Raw genomic sequence first — 16,651 nt, 5'->3', positions numbered from 1 at the left:
AATGGAGAAGAAACATGAGGGCAACAACAAAAGAGCAGGGCTTTTACAGCCAGATTTTTAAGCTGGTTCTGCCGATTGTGATTCAGAATCTTTTAAGCGCGGCAGTCAACTCTGCCGATGTCGTGATGCTGAACTACGTGGGACAGTCCGCTATTTCCGCGGTATCCCTGGCATCCAACTATGCAAATGTATTATTTATGGTTTATTATGGACTGGGAACAGGAGCAACACTTCTGTGTGCCCAGTACTTTGGAAAAGGCAATATGCGAGCAATTCAGACTGTCGAGGGAATCGCACTTCGATTCTCCGTCATCATCTCCGTCGTTGTGGCAGGAATTGCTTTTACCATGCCACAGATGATGATGCGTCTGTTTACAGATAATGCGGAACTGATCCGGATCGGTGCTTCGTATCTGCGCGTCATGGGTGTGACCTACCTGTGCTGGGGCATTACGGAGATCTATCTTGCGGTGCTTCGAAGCCTCGGCCGTGTGACGATCAGCATGGCGATGAATATGATGGCATTCGCACTGAACGTATTTTTCAACGCATGCTTCATTTTTGGCCTCTTCGGATTTCCGAAGCTTGGAGCAACCGGTGTTGCAATCGCAACGGCGATGTCGCGTGTCATTGAACTGATCGGCTGCGTGATTGTGTCGATTATGAGTAAGGATATCAAGCTCGATCTGCGGTACATGTTCATCCGCAACAAGCTGCTGTTTTCCGATTTTGTGAAGCTTTCACTTCCGGCACTTGGAAATGATCTTTCCTGGGGCGTTGCATTTTCGATGTATTCTGTGATCCTGGGCCATCTGGGAAGCGATGCGGTAGCGGCAAACTCGCTCGTTGTTGTTGTAAGAAATATCGGAACCGTGCTGTGCTTTGGTGTGGCAAGTGCAGGCGGTATTCTGCTTGGAAATGTTATGGGAGAAGGAAATCTGGAAAAGGCGAAGGAATATGCATCGAAACTGCTGAAGCTGACGGTTGTTGCCGGAGCTGTGGGCGGACTGGTTGTGCTGGGTATCACGCCGTTTGTATTGAAATTTGCTTCTTTAAATGAGACCGCGATGCATTATCTGAAATATATGCTGCTGATCAATACCTATTATATTATGGGGGCGGCCGTCAATACGACGCTGATTGCCGGAGTATTCCGTGCCGGAGGTGACACAAAGTTCGGACTGGTCTGTGATACGATTGATATGTGGTGCTACGCGGTGCCGCTTGGATTTATTGCAGCGTTTGTCTTCAAGCTTCCTGTCCTTGTGGTTTATTTCCTGCTGTGTACAGACGAGTTTGTAAAATGGCCGTGGGTTCTGAAACGGTATAAGAGCGGACTGTGGGCAAAAAACATTACGCGGGATCACCTGTTTGAGGATGAAGAAAAAGAATAGATGATATAGAAAAAAGACATCTGCAGGGGTGAAAAATCACTTCGCCAGATGTCTTTTTTCGTGTTTTTCAAACATGCTCTAGAGAACGGTATATCCCTTGCTCTTTAAGCTTGCTTCTGTCTCGTATACATCCGGTACATGAAACACCATGATCGGGCAGCCGGACTCGCGGTTGAAAGAGAGATAGATATAGTCGATGTCGATATTTGTCTCAAGCAGTGTTTTCAGAAGGGAATTTAAGTTACCCGGCTGATCAACTACCTCGACACCGAGTACATCCGTCTGGCGTGTCATGTAACCGGCAGCCTGAAGCGCCTGCTCTGCTTTATCCGGATCGGAAACGACCATGCGGACAATGCCGTACTCTGCGCTGTCGTTGTTGACGGAACCTAAAATATTGACGTCGTTTTCAAACAGAATCTGTGTGATCTGCTGCATCGTGCCTTTTTTATTTTCTGCGAAAATAGAAAGTTGTTTTAACATAATGGGGCCTCCTAAAATTGATCTCTGATTCCATTATACTGCCAAAATCAAACGCGTCAACGAATTTTGTAAAAGAAGACGAAAAAAAAGGTAAAAAAGCGTATCGTTTACAGAAAATTAATAGAATAAAAGCATCAATATAAAAAAATAAAAAAAGAAATCAATGAGCGAAAAAAAGACAGAAAAGTCGGATAATAAGAGAAAATGCACAAAATACAAATAAAATATGAGAAAACAGGTGAAAAAACTTTTGCATAATGACGAAAAATGCGTTACAATATAAGCGCTATATGTGAATTTATTATTGGGAGGTATTAGAATTATGGCAACATTTTATGCATCAAAAACAGGAGAAGTATCTGCAAGAGAAAAAGAGCATTCCGCGCTGGTACGTGAACTGGCCGGTGAGTGTATGACACTTCTTGAAAACGACGGAACCCTGCCGCTTGCCGGTGCAGGAAAAGTCGCAGTTTATGGTAACGGCGTCCGCCACACGGTAAAAGGGGGTACCGGTTCCGGAGACGTTAACACAAGAACGGTTGTTACGATCGAACAGGGCTTAAAAGAGGCCGGCTTTGAAATTCTGACTGGTAAATGGCTCGATGAATATGACAAAGTGCTTGCAGATGCGCAGGCTGCATATCAGGCAGAGCTGGCAAAAAAAGCAGAGGAGCTTCACGTTCCGATTTTTGCTGTTATGTTCTCGGAAGTATTTGCACAGCCTGACGTGCCGGTAATTACCGAAAAAGAGGACACCGATACCGCTATCTATGTTCTGTCAAGAAACTCCGGTGAAGGTGCAGACCGCTATAACAGAGCATGCGATTATCTGCTCGGCGAAAACGAGCTCGCTGACATTGCCTATCTGGCAGAGCATTATGAGAAAACAGTTTTAATTTTGAATATTGCGAACCTTGTAGACACCACAGAGTTAAAGAAAATCAAAGGACTGAATGCAATTCTTCTTGCAGGACAGGCCGGAAATGCAACCGGAAACATCGTTGCAGACGTTGTTCTCGGAAAGAGCATCCCATCCGGAAAGCTGACTGATACATGGGCTGCTTCCTATGAAGACTATCCGTCCTCAAAAAATTTCAGCCACAACAACGGTGACACCAACGATGAGTATTACAGCGACGGCATTTATGTCGGCTACCGTTATTTTGACACCTTCAACGTAACCCCGAACTACTGCTTCGGCTATGGCAAAGGTTATACTGATTTTGAGACGGAAGTAAGGGACGTGGAGGCAGATGCCAAGAACGTTACCGTTACCGCATCCGTAAAGAATATTGGTGATGCATTCGCCGGAAAAGAAGTCGTACAGGTTTACTATTCCGCACCGGATGGCACGATTGAGAAACCGTATCAGGAGCTTGGCGGCTTCGGAAAATCCGATCTGCTCTCGCCGGGTGAGTCCCAGACGATTACCATTTCCTTCCCGACGAGATCTATGGCTTCCTACGATGAGAAAAAAGCAGCATGGGTACTCGAGGCAGGAACGTATTACATCCGTGTCGGCAACAGCTCCAGAACAACGAAAGTGGCAGCAGCCCTGAATCTCAAAGAGACCGTTGTTACGGTTCAGGGAAAGAATCTCTTCCCTGCAGATGACGCTCCACAGGAACTCTCCAAAGCAGGCGTAACACCGTACAGCTATGAAGGTGAGGCAGAAGAAAAAGCAGCTGCAAAACAGATCGATATCTGCAGCAAATGCATCAAGACGGAGACTGTTGTCTACAGTGAGACACCGGAAGCATTCCCGGCTTATGAGGGAGAGAAGCTGACCGCGGCAGATGTAAAGAGCGGAAAAGCGACGTTAAAAGATCTCGTATCGCAGCTGACCGTAGAAGAGATGGCTGCCGTTTGCAATGGTACTGCAGACGGACTTGGCCAGGAAGGATTTATCGGATCTTCTTCCGATATGGCGCCTGGAGCAGCGGGAGATACGACTTCCATTCTTCTTGAGGACAGAGGTATTTACAATACGATTCTTGCAGACGGTCCGGCCGGTCTTCGTCTGATTCCGCACTTTGTCGTTGATGCAGACGGAAAGATGGTATCCTCCGGAAATCCTCTGGAAGATGCGTTTAACAAAAATGAAATCGAAGTTCCGGAAGGCGGCACGGAGTATTTCCAGTACTGCACCGCAATCCCGGTAGCAGCGCTTCTTGCGCAATCGTGGAACATGGATCTGATCCAGAAATGCGGTGATATCGTCGGAAAAGAGATGGAAGAATTCCACATTTCCGTATGGCTGGCGCCTGGCATGAATATTCACAGAAATCCGCTTTGCGGAAGAAACTTCGAGTACTACTCGGAAGATCCGCTGGTGGCAGGTATGTGCGCCGCAGCCGATACCAGAGGAATCCAGTCCCATGCCGGAATCGGAACCAGCATTAAGCACTTTGCAGCCAACAACCAGGAAGACAACCGTATGTACGTCAATGAGCACATCAGCGAGCGCGCAATGCGTGAAATCTATCTGAAGGGCTTTGAAATCGCAGTCAAGACAGCACAGCCGATGACGATTATGTCTTCCTACAACCTGGTAAACGGTGTGCATACTGCCAACAGCCACGACCTTCTGACCGCAGCAGCAAGAGATGAGTGGGGCTTCGCAGGCTATGTCATGACCGACTGGGGAACCTCAGAGGACATGAGCGGATTGTTCGCTTACAAATATAACCTGAAATATGGACATTCCACTTCAAGAGAGTGTGTTCTTGCAGGAAACGATCTGCAGATGCCTGGCCAGCAAGGAAACCGTCAGGAAATTGTAGCATCTGTTGCAGACGGAACTCTGCCGCTTGGACAGCTTCAGACCTGTGCATACCGCATTCTGAATGTTGTTCTGCAGTCCCTCGCATATGATGACTGCAAACCATACGGTGATCAGTTCGAACTCGAAGAGGCAGTTACCGTTACAAAAGCATAAAAACTAATAAATATAGAAGCAGCCCTGCAGACCTTTACCATAAGGCTTTGCGGGGCTGCTTTTTATACGGTCAAAGGGTCAAGGTCTATGCTTGCAAGAGGCAAACGATTTCCGCGATCCGCAAGCCCCGCTTTGTGGTACAAAATGTAAAAAGCTCACGAAAGAACTGTAAAACTGGAGAAAAATACAGAATAAAATCGGTAAAAAAAATAAAAAATAGTGAAAAATGCACAAAAAGATTGTCCATAGAGCAAATAGTGTGTTATAATGAATGCATCTATTAAAACAGGGGGATAGATTATGGCAAAAGAAATGATAGCAATGCTTCTTGCCGGAGGTCAGGGATCTCGCCTTTATGCGCTGACCGAGAAGCTTGCAAAACCGGCAGTTCCATTTGGTGGAAAATACAGAATCATCGATTTCCCGCTTTCTAACTGCGTAAATTCCGGAATTGATACCGTAGGTATTCTGACACAGTATCAGCCAATGGTGTTAAATGAGTACATAGGAAACGGCCAGCCGTGGGATCTGGACCGCCTCCATGGAGGTGTTCACGTGCTGCCTCCTTATCAGAAAGCCTCAGGTTCTGACTGGTATAAAGGAACTGCAAATGCCATCTACCAGAACATTCCATTCATCGAGAGCTACGATCCGGAGTACGTCATCATCCTTTCCGGAGACCAGATCTGCAAACAGGACTACAGCGATTTCCTCCGCTTCCATAAGGAAAAGGGCGCAGAATTCAGCGTTGCGGTTATGGAAGTGCCGTGGGAGGAGGCATCCCGTTTCGGACTTATGGTAGCAGATGAAAATGACAAAATCACCGAGTTCCAGGAAAAACCAAAACAGCCGAAATCCAATCTGGCATCCATGGGTATCTACATTTTCAACTGGGATATCCTGAAAAAATATCTGATTGAGGACGAGGCAGACCCGAATTCTTCGAACGATTTCGGAAACAACATCATCCCGAATCTTTTAAAAGACGGACGCAATATGTACGCTTACCATTTCAGCGGATACTGGAAAGATGTAGGAACCATCTCCTCTTTGTGGGAGGCAAATATGGAAATCCTCGATCCGGAACACAGCGGAATCAACCTGTTTGACAATAACTGGAAGATTTACAGCCGAAACAGCGGAAAAACAGGCCATAAGATCACCGAAACCGCTGTTGTGGAAAACTGTATGATCACCGATGGCTGCCGTATTGCAGGTCATGTCAAACATTCGATTCTGTTCTCCGGTGTAAAGGTTGCAGAGGGCGCAGAAGTAGAAGATGCCGTTATCATGGGAGGAACCGTGATCGAATCCGGAGCAGTCGTGAAACACTGTATCGTTGCGGAAAACGTTGTGATTGGCCAGAATGCCGTGGTAGGAGAAATGCCGCATGACGGTGAAAAAGGTGTTGCCACCATCGGATCCGGAATCCATATCGGTGAGCGTGCCAAAGTAGGACCAAATGCAATGGTAAATGCAAATGTAAAGGATGGTGAAGAAGAATGGTAAACGCAAATGCAGATGCACTGGGCATCATTTTCCCAAACAGTTATGATGAGCAGGTACCGGATCTGGTAAACGAGCGTCTGATGGCCTCCATTCCTTTTGCCAGCCGTTACCGCATGGTGGACTTTATTTTATCCAGCATGGTAAACTGCGGAATCGGAAATGTATCCATTATCGTCCGCAAAAATTACCATTCGCTGATGGATCATCTCGGCTCCGGACGTGAGTGGGATCTCGCCAGAAAAAAAGGCGGCTTAAACATTGTTCCGCCTTATTCCGAGAAGAAAATTCAGGTGTATTCCGGAAGAGTGGAAGCACTGGCAAATGTTCTCGATTTTCTGAAATGGCAGAAAGAAAAATATGTTGTTATGGCGGACACCAACATTGCCTGCAATTTTGATTTCAAAGAGATGCTGAATCAGCATATCGAAAGCGGCGCAGATGTTACTGCAGCTTATACCAAGCAGCCGATTCCGGAAGGCGTCAGAAGCTCTTACGAGAAAACCAATTATCTGCACTACACCTTCTCCATGGCAGGACAGAAGATCAGCAAGATCTTTGTAAACTCGGAGGAAAACGGAGTACAGAATGTATCGATGAATATCTACGTGATGGAGCGTCAGCTTCTGATCGACGAAATCAAAAAAGGCTTTGTCCTTGGAAATAAATTCTTTGAGCGTGATGTCCTGGCACCGCAAACGGAGAAACTGAACATTCAGGGATATGAGTTTACCGGTTATCAGGCAAGAATTGATGATATGAAGAGCTATTTCGATGAGAACATGAAGCTCTTAAAAGATGAGAATCTCGATAGTCTCTTCTCCGGCAACCCGATCTATACCAAAGTCCGCGACGACAATCCGACCCGTTATATCAACGGATCAAAAGCGAAAAACGTGATGGTAGCAGACGGCTGTGTGATCGAAGGCGAAATCGAAAACAGCATTTTGTTCCGTGGTGTCAAGGTAGCCAAGGGAGCAAAAGTAAAGAACTGCATTCTGATGCAGGATACTGTGATTGAAGCAGGCGCTGAGATTGAGTACGTTGTTTCTGATAAATACGTTATGGTATCTGAAGGAAAACAGCTCAAAGGAACCGATTCCTTCCCGGTATTTATTGCGAAGGATCAGGTGGTATAAAGAAAAGAATAGAATGAAATAGAAATACCGACTGCCAATGTAGAATATATCAATATTGATGGGCAGTCGGTATTTTTTGGAAAAATTCAGAGAAAAATAGTAGATTGAGTAATGCATCTGTGATATGGTAATAAAACAAAACAGTGATAGCCTAAGGAAGGGAAGATTCTTACCATAAAAATTCCCGGTTGTACAGCTTATGGTTACAGTACAGTCTGTTTTTAGGCTTTCAGCGTTGGCAGCTGATACTGTTTTTTCAGCTCTTTATATTCTGTCTCAAATTCTTCTTCTTTCTTTAATGCATGCAGATACTCATGTGTATCAAAGGATCCGCTGTGGATCTGGCTGACGCAGACGGCAATGTTGGAGCAGTGGTCGGAAATCCGTTCGAAGTCGGTCATCACATCGGAAAGGATAAAACCAAGCTCGATCGTGCATTTTCCACTCTGGAGCCGTTCGATGTGGTGGTTCTTCAGGCTGGAATTCAGGCTGTCAATCACCTGCTCGAGTGGTTCCACTTCATTTGCTTTTTTTACATCTTCATTATTGAAAACGGAGAAGGTCAGGCTGACAATATCTTTGACTGCTTTTCCATAAACAGCAAGCTCTGCGGCTCCATCAGAAGAGAACTGCAGGTTCTTGTCATGCATCTCTCTTGAAGCTTTCATGATGTTGACGGTGTGATCGGAAATTCGTTCGAAATCGCCGATGCAGTGCAGAATCATGGAAAGTGTCTGGCTGTCCTTCGGGGAAAGCTTTTCGCTGGAAAGCTTCACCAGATATGTGCCGAGGGCATCTTCAAAATGATCCACCTTTTTCTCAAGAATATCTACATTTTCCACATCCGCCTCGTTGTAGGAGGCCATCAGGTCAACAGAAGTAACAAGGCCGGTTTCGGTCAGTTCTGCCATTTTTGCGGCTGCAACTTTACACTGCTGCAGAGCAAAAGCCGGGCTGTCGAGGAAACGGGTATCGAGCATCTGAACAGCTTCGTCTGCTTTTTCTTCCGGTCCGTCCGGAATGGTCAGTTTCGCAAGTTTGACCAGTCCGTCTGCAAACGGGAACAGGATCAGTGTTGCGAAAATATTGAAGCCGGAGTGAACGATTGCGATGCCGGCTGCATTTGCCGAGGTTTCCAGGAATGGAAAATGTACAAAGGCATTGATTCCATAGAAGAGAACCAGGAAAAGAACAGTACCGATAATGTTAAAATAAAGGTGAACCATTGCGGTACGGCGTGCATTGCGGCTTGTACCGATGGAGGAGAGCAATGCGGTGATACATGTACCGATATTCTGTCCCATGATGATAGGGATCGCTACGGCGTAGCTGACGGAACCGGTTGCGCAGAGTGCCTGGAGAATACCGACAGAAGCAGAGGAACTCTGGATCACGGCGGTCAGAATGGTTCCGGCAAGAACACCGAGCACCGGAATTGAGAATTTTACGAGAAGTCCCGTGAATTCCGGTACATCTGCGAGCGGTGATACAGCGCTGCTCATGGTGTGCATACCAAACATCAGAATGGAAAAACCGGTTAACAGGGTACCGACATTTTTCTTTTTATCGCTCTTTGCCAGCATCAGCATAAAAACGCCGATGATTGCAAGAATGGGGGAAAAGGACGACGGGTTCAGCATTTTAATGAATACATTGTCGCCCTGAATGCCGGTAAGACTTAAGATCCAGGAAGTGATGGTGGTACCGATATTGGCGCCCATGATGATGCCGACTGCCTGGTTCAGCTTCATGATGCCGGAGTTTACGAATCCGACAACCATAACAGTAGTTGCAGAAGAGGACTGGATAACTGCGGTAACACCGGCACCTAAAAGAACTGCCATAATCCGCTTTGATGTCAGCTTTTCCAGCAGGTATTCCAGTTTACCGCCGGAAAGTTTGGTCAGGCCATCGCCCATGGCACTCATGCCGTATAAGAACATGGCAAGGCCACCGACAAAGGATAACACTCCAAAAATGTCCATAATTTCTCCCTTTACGTAATTTTCTTTTTCTTTTCGTGGTTTTAACAATAGATACACGTTTTGCAGGTCTTACTCGAGAAAAAACCTACATTTAGAAGATAACACATCTAAAAACAGTTTTGTGTTAAATGTATGTAAAGTTTGTAAAACGGTCAAAACAACTCAAAATCCGGTGCGGCACTGTTTTGTGCCGGTACCGGATCGTTTCTCGATTCCTTTGCATCCGAAAGAAGCTGCCACTCGCAGGATCTGCAGATGCGGGTAGTTTGGCTGAATATGATTTTCATAAGAAATCTTTTAACTTTTCCATGTTGTATTCTTCAAATTTTCGCAGCTTATCCATCAGATCCCGGATTTTGGGATCCGCGTCCTCATACTGGCGGTACTTCTGGATTGCCTCGACGATGCCCATGCTGCTTCCGGTAATCAGCATGCTGGCAATGTGTGAGACGGACGGATCCGTCATAGTCTGCAGGTTTATCATAAAATACGTGCGTGCTTTTTCCATTATGCCAAGGCCTTTTTCATCGTAGCCGTGTTCATTCAGCAGCTCCTTTGCCGCCTGATGAAATTCCTCATAGCCCTGAAACTGGGTTTTCAGATGTTCTTTTAAGTCTTTGTCCTCAACGACTCCAATGAGCTGCCGGATCGTGTCGACACCCATCTGGGAGTTCTGGTAAATAAAGTTTAAAAGCTCTGCATCTCCACTCATCGTGCATCTTCCTTTCTTACTTTCTTTGGTGGTTTCATGAAAAAGTATTGCCGGAAATCGGGGCAAATATACCTGATTTTAATTGTAATTTTACAGGGGAAAAAGTATAATAAAAGCATCGGAAAAAGAGTACGAAAAAGCGGGAAAAACCGCAGAAAAACGGAAAGGAGAAGAAAAAAATATGCAGTTATTTTATACCCCGCAGCATGCCCGTGTCGGCGATGTGATTCCTTATTATGAAGATGGGAAATTCCACCTTTTTTATCTGAAAAACTGGAATCCATATTTCGGCAGCGACAGGAAAGACGGCTGGCATCTGCTAAACACAAAAGATATGGTGCATTACGGGCCGGAGACGGCGATTGGGATTCTGGGAGGAACGGGATCTGTCATCAAGGCAGATGGGATTTACCATTTATATTACTGCGTCTTTGAACAGAATCCGCAGCGGCAGTACGTCTGCCACGCGACGAGCCGTGATCTGGACAGTTGGACGAAACACGAAGAAGAAACATTCGGACCGGACGAAACGATCTATCTGCCGACCGACTGGCGCGATCCATACGTGTTCTGGAATGAGGAAGAAAACTGCTGGTGGATGCTGCTGTGCGCGCAGAGCCAGGGAAAAACAGGCCGCCGCGGCTGTGTAGGCTTATGTAAATCTGCCGATCTTCACCACTGGGAGTGCTGTGAGCCGCTGTATGCACCACATGCGAGCATGTCGGCATACGAATGCCCGGATATGTTTTACGAAAACGGCTGGTGGTATCTGATCTTTTCGCAGTTCACAGACCGTTTCCAGACCATTTACCGCATGAGCCGTTCCTGCCATGGACCATGGAAACGCCCGAAAACAGATTCCTTTGACGGTCGTGCGTTCTACGCGGCAAAAAGCTGCGGGGATGGAAAACACCGGTATCTGTTCGGCTGGAATCCGACAAGGACACAGAACACCTGGAATTTCGACCCGGATCCGAACCACGAGGGATACGATTACAAAACATATGACTGGGGCGGTACGCTGATTCCGCATGAAATTTATGCACGGGAGGACGGCACACTGGCGGTAAGACCAAATCCGGCGCTGAAAGAGGTTCTGACCATTCAAAATGACGTAAAGTGGGCACCGATGAACGGCGCGTGGGAGATTGGTGAAACATCTGCCGTTGTTGATACGCCGTATGCTTATGCGTCTGCACTCAGTGAAAACGATGTTCCGCATCAGGGCTGTCTGGCATTTGATTTCACGTTTTCGGAAGGAACAGAGCGTTTTGCCGTGGCACTGCAGGTGGATGAGGAGTTTGCGAGAGGCTACTATTTCTACTTAGATCCGAAGCGGCAGCGTCTGGAGTACAAGAGCGCAATCCGTATGCATGAGCAGGGCGGATGGACGTTCCAGTACGATGTCGAGCTGGAGCGGCCGCTGGAACTGATTCCGGGGAAAACGTATTCCATGGAAATTTATATCGATGAGTCTGTGATGGAAGTCTATGTGGGCGGAACAACGGCTCTCAGTGTGCGCGCGTATGACTTGCACGACCGGAAGTTTGGTCTTGCTGTATCTGACGGAAAGGTGCGCTTTGAAAATATTCAATTGACAACGATGGGAGGGTGAGCGGATGAGTCTTTATTTTCGACCGGAAAAGGCAGTGCTGGGTGATGTGATCCCCTATTATGACAATGGTGTTTTTAAACCGTTTTATCTTCGCAATTACCGTGCGAACCGGGATGAACAGCATCAGGACAGCTGGGTGATGCTGAGCACGACAGATCATATTCATTATACGGAGCATGATACAAAAATTGTGGGCGGCACGGGTTCTGTGATCAAAGTGGATGGCCTGTATCACATGTTTTACTGTACCTTTCAGAAGCTGCCAGAGAAGAACTACATGAATCACGCCGTCAGCACCGATCTGGATGTGTGGACGGAAATCCCGGAGGACCGCTTCGCATCGGATGATGTGATCTATGAGCCGATCCACTGGAGGGATCCGTTTGTTTTCTGGAGTGAGGAGGAAAACTGCTGGTGGATGATTTTTGCGGCGCAGAAAAAAGGAAAAACGACGAGGAGAGGCTGTGTGGGTCTGTGCAAATCGAAGGATCTGCATCACTGGGACTACTGCGAGCCGTTCTATGCTCCGATGAATGCACAGTGTGCGTTTGAGTGCCCTGACTTTTTCCGGATGGGAGACTGGTATTATCTCGTCTTTTCTTCGTATGCGGACCGCTATCAGACGATGTACCGGAAGAGCAGAAGTCCGTATGGACCGTGGCAGACGCCGGAAATTGATACGTTCGACACGCGTGCTTTTTATGCGGCAAAGACGGGAAGTGATGGCGTTCACCGATACGTTTACGGCTGGAATCCGACAAGAGAAGTCAACGAGCACAATTTTGATCCGCCGGGATATCCCGGAAAAGACTGTAATACATGGGACTGGGGCGGCAGTCTGGTGGTGCATGAGCTGTGGCAGGATGAGAATGGCGATCTTTTTGTGAAGCCGATTCCACAGGTGCTGGAAGCCGTGGGATGGGAAGAACCGCTTCAGATGCAGGCACTGACAGGAGAGTGGAAGCTGGAAAAGAACCAGGCAGAGGTTGATGCACCGTACGATTTTGGTGCGCTGCTGCTGAATCCGGTGGGGGAAACGAGCCGTCTTTCCTTTGACGTCGAAGTGGACGGGGATTGTCCGAGCGTTGGAATTGCCGTGCATGTCGAAGAAACATTTACGGTCGGTTATTATCTTCTGATTGATTTTGGCCGCCGCCGGATCGAGTTTAAATCCGGAGTCCGCATGACAGAGCGGGGCGGACAGATGTTCCCATATGAGGTGGAACTGGAACGGCCGCTGCCGTCATCAACGGGAAGAAGCTTTCATGTCGATGTGATTGCAGACGGTACGATTCTGGAAGCTTATGTGGATGGCAAAATTGCGCTTGGAACACGGATGTATGATCAGACGGGCGGATGCTTCGGGCTGTATGCATCGGATGGGAAAGCGGTATTTCGGGATATAAAAGTTTTTCACGCATGATAACCTTACTGCACGCGCCGTCCGCATGCGGAATCCGGCGGAGGGTCTCTTTTGAGAGAGTTATTCATTTGGGAACTTTTGCTTGCAGTTTTGCCGGAGTGTGGTAAAGTAGTAGAGGAGTTATATGAATTTCAGCGGGAGACAGAAAATCGGATCTGTCGTTCCGCGTTCAGAAAGAGGATAGAACATTATGCTGAAAAAAATTGGAAGAAATGATCCCTGCTGGTGCGGCAGCGGGAAGAAGTACAAAGACTGCCATCTGGCGCTGGATGAGAAAATCAATTCTTATAAATTAAAGGGATGGAAAATTCCGCCGAAGAAAATTATCAAAAGACCGGATCAGATCGATGGAATTCGTGAAAGCGGTCTTGTCAATATTGCAGTTCTGGATTATGTGGCCGAAAACATTCATGCAGGCATGAGTACGGAAGATATCGACCGTCTGGTCGCAGAAAAGACAAAAGAACTCGGCGGAATTGCAGCACCGCTGAATTATGAAGGATTTCCGAAGAGCGTGTGTACCTCCATCAACGATGCGGTATGCCATGGAATTCCGAATGAGGAGGAAATTCTGCAGGACGGAGACATCATCAACGTCGATGTTTCTACTATTTATAAGGGATATTTTTCCGATTCTTCCCGTATGTTCTGCATCGGCGATGTAGATGATGTTTCGAAGAAGCTGGTGGAAGATACGTTAAAAGCCGTACAGCTTGGACTCTCTGAAGTACGCCCGTTCAACCGCCTCGGCAATGTCGGCGCGGTAATCAATGAATTTGCCCAGAGCCAGGGCTATAAAGTTGTCCGTGACATCGGTGGCCATGGCGTCGGTCTGGAGTTCCACGAGGATCCGTTCGTCAGCTATGTCACAAGACGCGATACCGGAATGCTGCTCGTACCGGGCATGGTATTCACCATTGAGCCTATGATCAATCTCGGAACCGATGAAATCTTCATCGACTCCGACAACGACTGGACTGTCTACACTGAGGACGGCGCACCGTCAGCCCAGTGGGAGGTTACGGTTGCGGTAACAGAAGATGGATATGAAATTCTGGCATATTAATTGACGCATAGAAATATGAAAGCTGTGTCTGTGGAAGAACTATTTTCCGGAGACACGGCTTTTTTCTAAAGAGAAAAGGGAGAAATACGATGCAGGATTTGGAACTGGAGATGAGCCGGTGCCGGGTTTGTCCGCGGAAGTGCGGAGCGGACCGGGAGCATGGAAAGACGGGATATTGTAAGGCGCCCTCCGGGGTTGCGGCGGCGCGGGCTGCACTGCATTTCTGGGAGGAGCCGTGTATTTCCGGGACGACGGGGTCAGGGACGGTTTTCTTTTCCGGATGTAATCTGCGGTGTGTTTACTGTCAGAACCATCATATTGCGGAGATGGAGAGCGGAAAAGTGATTTCGATCGGGCGGCTTTCGGACATTTTTCTGGAGCTGCAGGCACAGAATGCAAACAATATCAATCTTGTGACACCAAGCCACTACGTGCTGCAGATCCGGGAGGCACTTTTTCAGGCAAAGAAAAAGGGACTTACCGTGCCGGTTGTGTATAACTGCGGCGGGTATGAGAGCGTGGAAGCCCTGCAGGCCCTGGATGGGCTGATCGATATTTATCTGACAGATTTTAAGTATATGGACTCCTCCCTTGCAAAAGTGTACTCGCGGGCAGAAGATTACCCGGAAACAGCAAAACGGGCGCTGGCGGAAATGGTGCGTCAGACAGGAGAGGCTGTATTCGATGAGAATGGTCTGATGAAAAAAGGTGTGATTGTGCGCCATTTATTGCTGCCCGGTGCTGTAAAAAATGCAAAAGCTGTGGTAAAATACGTCTATGAGACGTACGGCGATACCGTCTGGCTGAGCCTCATGAGCCAGTACACGCCGCTTCCGCAGGTGGAAAACATAAGTCCGCTGAACCGGAAAACGACAAAACGGGAGTATGAGCGTCTGCTGGACTATACGTTTTCCCTCGGCGTCACCAACGCCTTTTTACAGGAAGGCCCGGTGGCTGAGGAGAGTTTCATTCCGGAGTTTGATGGAAGAGGAATCTGACGTTATAGTTCACTCGTGCAAAAAGGAGCTGCGCAGCAGCAAAAAGCGCTGGAAGCGCGGTTTTGTGAATGCAAGCAAAACACAGTTGTCTATGATTAGATATGACTAACTATATTGTTTTAAGGAGGAAAAACTTTTGAGCAACGCAGTTGTAACACTGAAAAAAGGAGAGGGCCGCGCCTTAAAGCAGGGCGGAGCCTGGATTTTTGATAATGAGATCGCTTCGATTTTAGGAGCATATGAAAACGGAGATATCGTGCTGGTGCGCGACTTCGACGGATACCCGATGGGACGAGGTTTTATCAACGAGCATTCCAAAATCCGCATCCGTATGATGACAAGAAATATCGACCAGGAAATCGATGAAGCATTTTTGAGAAAAAGAGTGCAGGATGCCTGGGAATACCGCAAAAAAGTGACAGACACATCAAGCTGCCGCCTGATCTTTGGCGAGGCAGACTTCCTGCCGGGACTCGTAGTGGATAAATTCTCCGATGTGCTGGTCGTTCAGTCACTGGCACTTGGTATCGACAAAATGAAAATGACGATTATCCGCCTGTTGGAGGAGGTTCTGGCAGCTGACGGGGTTAAGATCCGCGGCGTGTTTGAGCGAAGTGATGCAAAAGTGCGTGAGCAGGAGGGCATGGAGCGTGTGAAAGGATTTCTCTCCGAGCCGTTTGACACCAGCGTGGAAATCGTCGAGAATGGTGTCCACTATCTCGTCGATGTCAAGGACGGCCAGAAAACTGGTTTCTTCCTGGATCAGAAATACAACCGTCTGGCTGTGCAGAAGCTCTGCAAGGACGCGAGAGTGCTCGACTGCTTTACCCATACCGGATCGTTTGCACTGAATGCGGCATATGCAGGAGCAAAGGAAGTTATCGGCGTTGATGCATCAGAGCTCGGTATAGAGCAGGCACGGAAAAACGCAGCCTTAAATGGTCTGGAAAACGTAGCATCTTTCGTGTGCGAGGATGTCTTTGAACTGTTGCCACGTCTTGAAAAAGAGGGAGAAAAATTCGACGTCGTTATCCTTGATCCGCCGGCCTTCACAAAATCAAGAAACTCTATCAAAAACGCAATCAAGGGATATCGTGAAATCAATTTGCGCGGCATGAAACTGGTCAAAGACGGCGGCTATCTGTGCACCTGTTCGTGTTCCCACTTTATGGACTACGAACTCTTCACGAAAACCATCAACCAGGCGGCTCACAACGTCCACAAACGCCTTCGTCAGGTAGAATACCGCACCCAGGCCCCGGATCATCCAATTCTGTGGGCGGCGGATGAGTCCTATTACCTGAAATTTTACATCTTCCAGGTGGTGGATGAAAAATAGAAATTCTTCCTCTGCCGGAAGCGCCGAAACGGAAAAGCGAAGTGTAAGAAATG

Annotated in this window: 12 protein-coding genes; 9 read left to right on the top strand and 3 right to left on the bottom strand. The window is 47.5% G+C overall.

Annotation, left to right across the window (positions count from 1 at the left end; genetic code table 11):
- The first annotated feature begins 14 nt into the window (after positions 1-14).
- Positions 15-1,394 carry an MATE family efflux transporter gene (locus DW642_RS03450; RefSeq protein WP_055219500.1) on the top strand — a complete coding sequence of 460 codons (1,380 nt, stop codon included), beginning with the start codon at positions 15-17 and terminating at the stop codon, positions 1,392-1,394.
- A gap of 78 nt (positions 1,395-1,472) precedes the next feature.
- Here DW642_RS03450 and DW642_RS03445 read toward each other — a convergent pair whose 3' ends face one another.
- Complete coding sequence (locus DW642_RS03445) at positions 1,473-1,877, bottom strand: ACT domain-containing protein (RefSeq protein ID WP_022461391.1); 405 nt, start codon at positions 1,875-1,877, stop codon at positions 1,473-1,475.
- 322 nt (positions 1,878-2,199) lie between these two features.
- Between DW642_RS03445 and DW642_RS03440 the strand changes: the two genes are divergently transcribed.
- The 3 genes from DW642_RS03440 (at position 2,200) to glgD (ending at position 7,460) form a co-directional block, all read left to right on the top strand.
- Positions 2,200-4,815, top strand: a complete 2,616-nt coding sequence (locus DW642_RS03440; RefSeq protein WP_117509276.1) for a glycoside hydrolase family 3 protein — start codon at positions 2,200-2,202, stop codon at positions 4,813-4,815.
- A gap of 300 nt (positions 4,816-5,115) precedes the next feature.
- The gene (locus tag DW642_RS03435) at positions 5,116-6,324 is read left to right on the top strand and encodes a glucose-1-phosphate adenylyltransferase (protein WP_117509275.1); all 1,209 of its coding nucleotides are present in this window, start codon (positions 5,116-5,118) and stop codon (positions 6,322-6,324) included.
- On the top strand, positions 6,318-7,460 hold the full coding sequence (glgD, locus tag DW642_RS03430; protein ID WP_117509274.1) for a glucose-1-phosphate adenylyltransferase subunit GlgD: 1,143 nt from the start codon (positions 6,318-6,320) through the stop codon (positions 7,458-7,460). Before DW642_RS03435 ends, glgD begins: the two co-directional genes overlap by 7 nt.
- A 221-nt stretch (positions 7,461-7,681) precedes the next feature.
- Here the strand turns inward: glgD and DW642_RS03425 are convergent, their stop codons facing one another.
- Both DW642_RS03425 and DW642_RS03420 read right to left on the bottom strand, forming a co-directional pair.
- Entirely contained in the window at positions 7,682-9,445 is a 1,764-nt protein-coding gene (locus DW642_RS03425) for a Na/Pi cotransporter family protein (RefSeq protein ID WP_117509273.1), read from the bottom strand.
- A 283-nt stretch (positions 9,446-9,728) separates the two neighbouring features.
- A complete protein-coding gene (locus tag DW642_RS03420) occupies positions 9,729-10,157 on the bottom strand; it encodes a hypothetical protein (RefSeq protein WP_022461386.1) in 429 nt (142 codons plus the stop codon).
- Between the two features lie 181 nt (positions 10,158-10,338).
- On the opposite strand from DW642_RS03420, the gene DW642_RS03415 reads away from it, so the two are divergent.
- The 5 genes from DW642_RS03415 (at position 10,339) to DW642_RS03395 (ending at position 16,598) form a co-directional block, all read left to right on the top strand.
- On the top strand, positions 10,339-11,772 hold the full coding sequence (locus DW642_RS03415; RefSeq protein ID WP_117509272.1) for a glycoside hydrolase family 32 protein: 1,434 nt from the start codon (positions 10,339-10,341) through the stop codon (positions 11,770-11,772).
- 4 nt (positions 11,773-11,776) lie between these two features.
- Complete coding sequence (locus DW642_RS03410) at positions 11,777-13,195, top strand: GH32 C-terminal domain-containing protein (protein ID WP_117509271.1); 1,419 nt, start codon at positions 11,777-11,779, stop codon at positions 13,193-13,195.
- Positions 13,196-13,385: 190 nt separating this feature from the next.
- Entirely contained in the window at positions 13,386-14,261 is an 876-nt protein-coding gene (locus DW642_RS03405) for a methionyl aminopeptidase (protein WP_117509270.1), read from the top strand.
- Between the two features lie 89 nt (positions 14,262-14,350).
- Positions 14,351-15,259, top strand: a complete 909-nt coding sequence (locus DW642_RS03400) for a radical SAM protein (RefSeq protein WP_242991110.1) — start codon at positions 14,351-14,353, stop codon at positions 15,257-15,259.
- A 136-nt stretch (positions 15,260-15,395) separates the two neighbouring features.
- Positions 15,396-16,598: a class I SAM-dependent rRNA methyltransferase gene (locus tag DW642_RS03395; RefSeq protein ID WP_117509269.1), complete on the top strand. Its 1,203-nt coding sequence runs from the start codon at positions 15,396-15,398 to the stop codon at positions 16,596-16,598.
- Positions 16,599-16,651: the final 53 nt, after the last annotated feature.

This window comes from Blautia sp. AM23-13AC, assembly GCF_003435675.1.
Lineage (GTDB): Bacteria > Bacillota > Clostridia > Lachnospirales > Lachnospiraceae > Fusicatenibacter > Fusicatenibacter saccharivorans.
This window is presented reverse-complemented; position numbering and strand designations above follow the sequence as displayed.